This is a genomic window from Stenotrophomonas sp. 05N423 (assembly GCF_056397145.1).
In genome coordinates this window covers 1-4,577 of the sequence record NZ_JBFTMV010000020.1, presented here as the reverse complement: position 1 = coordinate 4,577, position 4,577 = coordinate 1, and the positions used below count along the sequence as shown (strand labels likewise).

The 4,577-nt window shown below is 60.5% G+C and carries 2 protein-coding genes; both read right to left on the bottom strand.

Translation table 11 applies throughout. The annotated features are described in order from the left end of the window. On the bottom strand, positions 1-993 hold a 993-nt coding region (locus AC1DGW_RS16745; protein ID WP_478025168.1), incomplete at its 3' end, for a hemagglutinin repeat-containing protein. 476 nt (positions 994-1,469) lie between these two features. After that, positions 1,470-4,577, bottom strand: a 3,108-nt coding sequence (locus tag AC1DGW_RS16740) for a hemagglutinin repeat-containing protein (protein WP_478025166.1), incomplete at its 5' end; no start/stop codon positions are given.

Sequence of the window (4,577 nt, the reverse complement as noted above, 5' to 3'; positions counted from 1 at the left end):
GCCTTCCCCGGCCTGGATGCCGGCCTGCTCCTTCACGCTGGTATAGGTGCTGTCGATCCTGCTCTGGTTGTAGTTGGCGCTGATCTGCCCGCCGCCGGTGCCGACGGCCGCATCGATCCCCGCGCTCTGGTCCTTGCGCGTGTAGTCGTTCGTGTCCTGCTGGCTGGTCAGCGTCAGGTTGCGGCCGATGTCCGCGATGACGGTTTCGCCCTTGGCCTGCGCTCCTTCCAGCGTGGTGTCGCGGCCGCTGACCAGGGTGAGGGTATTGGCCGCTTCCACCGTGGTTTCGGCGTGGGTGGTGCCGCGGCCGTCGCCCTTGCCCTTGGCCGCGCTGGCGCTGACATAGACGCCAATGCCCGCCTCGCTGCCGATGGTCACGCCGACCTCGCCGCTGCTGGCCTTGTTGCGCTCGACCTGCTCGCGCGTTTCCTGCAGGGCCTTGAGCACCAGATCGTTGGCCGCCGCCAGCGTCACGTTGTCGCCTTCGATGCGGCTGCCGGTGACGGTGAGGTCGCCACCGTTACCCATGCCATCACCAGTAGCGTGGATCGCTACGTCGCCCTCGCTGGCGATGCGGCTGCCGGCGGCGGTGGTGGCGCTGTATTCCACCGAGCCGCTGCTCTTGCTGGCGCCGATGCCGATACGCAGGCTCAGGCCGTTGTTGCCCGTGGCCTTGGTGGTCTTGCCGGTGTTGGCAAGGTCGCCAAACTGGCCGCCGGCACCCTTGAGGCTGTTCAGGCCCGCTTGCCCACCCGAGAGCAGCGTCTGCCCGGCCTGCGCCAGATGCAGTGCCGCCAACCGGTCGTCCTGCACCTGTCCGGCACGGTCCACGCTGTTCTTCACCGCCATGGCGGTGTCCAGCGCTCCGCCCTTCAGGCTGACGTTGATGCCCGACTGCCGGAACTTCTGCGTCTCGACGGCGTGGCTGCTGTCCTGCGCCGCTTCGATGGTCACGTTCTGGCCCACGATGCCGATGCCCGCCTGGCTCAGCACGTTGCTGCCGGCGACCTGGTTTTTCCTGAATTTTGAAAGCGCGTGCGATTACCTTGGCTTCAGGCAAACCTCAAAACAGATAAGTGAGCCTAGAACCGTTATTCCGGAACCGCCATTCCGAAGGAACCGTTATTCTTCTATTCTTCAAATCACCCCAACCACTTACTTCTTATAACGACCACTCCACCCACTTTGCTCCTGACACTGGAGACTGAACCATTTAATTACAGGGAAAAACACGCCCCCTCCCAATGGAAAAACCAAAATAGAAAAAATTCCATTAAATGACGCATAGTAAGACAACAAATCCCTCCCCGAACCTCTCATGAAAAAAAATCCACAGGTGTTAATTATTGCGGAAATTAAAACTCCGACAAAACCCCCGAAAATAACAAGCTTTAGATATCCTGTTTTTCTAAAAAATCCACCTTCAATTGGATTTATCAATGCCGCGATTAACTGAGAAATAAAATCCATTACTTGCCCCCCTCACTGACATTCTTCTCATGCTGATCAACAACAGCATTCGCCGCCTTTGAAACAGCAGCACTTTTCAGCATGCTATTTACTCTTATAACAAGACCACCAGCCGTCTTAATACTTGGAAAGAATCCAACTGGCACGCCTGACCACATTAGCATTTGCTGAGTATACATACCCCCAACCGCACCGGTAGTCGCCGAAATTCCGAATCTTGCCCAAGAGAAATTATCTCCATAGGCTTCAAGAAAACTTCCTCCCTTCCATGTTTCGGAGGTGGCTTTCCCTGCCACGGTACCAACATAAATTGAAGAGCTAATGCCGGCTCCTTTTGTTCCAGCTGCAGCCCACTCCGGGAGCATCGGATAAAAAACCACTCCCGCCGCAGCCAAAACACCTACCCCTGCACTAGCTGCTTGTAATTTAGCCACTCCCCATTGCGAGGCCGAAGCATCGGCAAAGGCATTGTTTGCCGGAGCCAAAGTCATGTGCCAGTCACCTTTGGTACCCACCGTTGCGGCAAGCGCATTGAATACATCAATGAACTCCTGAGTACTACGTCCCAATTCGTTGTCAAACATCGATATGTTTCGATGATCACCATCGAATGCCGCAAGGTTCCCATAGACATCCTGATTCTTCATAAGGAATTCGATCGCTGCCTCGTTGTCGTAACTACCCAACTGGGCCAGCTTGTCCTGAACCCCCTGATCCACATAGGCCGCACCTTCAACCAGCAAAATCCGGTAAGCCTCCTGCTCGGAGATACCTTGCTGCTCGGCAAACTCGCTTGCATGCTCACGAATCCACTTCACCGCTTCGGGGTGCAGCATGCGGTTGTTGGCGTCTTCGTTGAACGCCATCGAAGCTCCGGCACCGCCTCCCAGCGCCGCGCCCAGTCCTGCGGCGAGTCCCGCACCAATCGCTTCCTTCACCCCATCCGGCAGCTGACTCGTTAACTCGGTAAGGTACGGCGCTGCGGCTGCCGCAGAGCCCGAACCCAGTGCTCCCTCCAGGCCACCCCCGAGTGCGCCCATGACTGCATGAGCTGCCACGCGATACGCACCACCTTCGTCCCACTTGGCAGCCTCTTCTTCATTGCCCTGCAGGCGAAGCTCAAGCGCCTTCCTGCTTGCATAATCCCCCACCGCCTTGCTGGCCTGCTGCCCGAACATGGCCGTGATCTGCGCCTGCGCTTCCACCTGCTGCTGCAGCTTCTCCCCATCCCAGGTTCTGATCAGGCCGTTGACGTCGTCGGTACTGAGCACCTCGCGGTTCAGGCCGGCCAAGATTTCTTCCGCACTCTGCCCGGTCCGGGCCTGCTGGCCCTCCACGTCGGTGATGACCACCACGCCACCGCTGATGCCGCTGATGGTGGTGGAGCCGTCGCTGCCACTCTTGCTGCCGTAGCCAGCCGCCGCACCCTGCGCCCCCGTGTTGAAGTTCTGCCAGGACCAGTCGCTGCCCTTGTCGGTGGTGCTGGGTGCGCCGGTATCGCCGTCCTTTTTCCCACCCGCGCTGTAACCACCGGACAGGCTCACGCCTTTGGCGCTGTAGTCGCTGTGGTTCTCGATGTCCGAGGCGGTGATCGTGCCCGTCTGCAGGCGGTTCACTCCGGCATCCACCGCTTCCTGCGTGCTGGCGATAAGCGCGCCCTTCAGGTCGGTGTTGCCTTCCACTCGGATATCAAAGCCGCCACCGCCGGCAAAGATGCCACTCTGCTCGGTCACGCTGGCGTAGTCGCCGCTGACCTTGCTGCTGCTGTAACTGGCGCTGCCACTGAAACCGGCACCCACCGTCACGCTGCCGCCCATGCTCTTGTTCTTGCTGTCGTAGGTGCTGGTGTCCTGTAGGCTCTCGATGTTCAGGTCGCCACCGATATCGGCCAGCACCCGCTCGGCGGAGAGCTGCGCGCCCTTGAGCGTGGTGTCGCCCCCGCTGATGACCGTGGCGGTGTTGCCGGCGCTGACATGGGTGTTGCGCTGAATGAGGTCTTCGCCGTCTGCATTGCCACGGGCAGCGCTGGCACTGGCAGTAACACCGAAGGAAGTGCCGCCGCTGCCGATGGTGGCTGCCACGCCGATGGCCGCACTACTGCTCTTGCTGCTGCTGTGCTGCCCGGCGGTGTCCTGCGCCGACTCAAGGGTAATGGCATTGTCGGCCAACAACAGCAGATCATTGCCTGCACTGATGTCACTGCCACGCACCACGATGTTGCTGTCCTGTCCGCCGCCGGTAGCGATCAGAGTGACGTCCCCGCCTGCCTGCAGGGTGGAGCCCTTTGCCGTACTGCTGCTTTGCGTGCTCTGGCTCTCGCTCTTGCTGCCGCCGATGGTGGCCGAGATGCTCAGGTTGGCCCCCTTGGCCATGTCGGTTGCGTTGCCGCTGGCCAGCCCTTGGCCAAGTTCACTCAGCGCACCGGCTGAGTTGTAGGCATTGAGGGCGGCAGCGCCGGCAGCCAACGCCTGCATGCGACCATCGCCGCCGGACTGTTTGGAGGCCTTGTTCAGATCATCCGCCGTCTGCAACACGCTCAACACAGGAGCGCTCACAGCAACCGTCAAACCGCTCTGCTTGAACCGCGTCTGCTGCTCGGCCGTGCTCGTGTCGTGCACCTCGGCGATCTCGATCGACTTGGCCTTGCCGATGATGTCGCCTTCCAGGGCCAACACGTCGCTGCCGGTGATGGACAACTTGTTGCCGGCTACCAGAGTGACATCGCCTTCGAGGCTGCCGACCGTGCTGCCGGCATGGGTCACACCGGTGATGTCGCTTTCGGTATCGGTCTGCTGCTTGCCGATGGTGAAACCAATGCCACCGCCAGAGAACAACCCCGACTTCTTGACCGTCTTGTCGTGCGATTCGGAGTAGGTGTTCTCTGCCGTCGTCAGCGTCAGGTCGCGGCCGGCGGCCAGCAGCACGTCGCCGGTGCCGGCGATCTGCGTGCCCTGCGCGGTGAGGTCGCGGCCGGCGGCGATCTGCACGCTCTCGCCGCTGAGCGTGGTGCCGACAGCCAGGCTTTCGTGCCACTCGTCATGGGTGGTGGTGGTCTTGCTGGAGAACAGCCCCTTCTTCTTGCGCTGCTCGTCGATGGTCGTCGATGG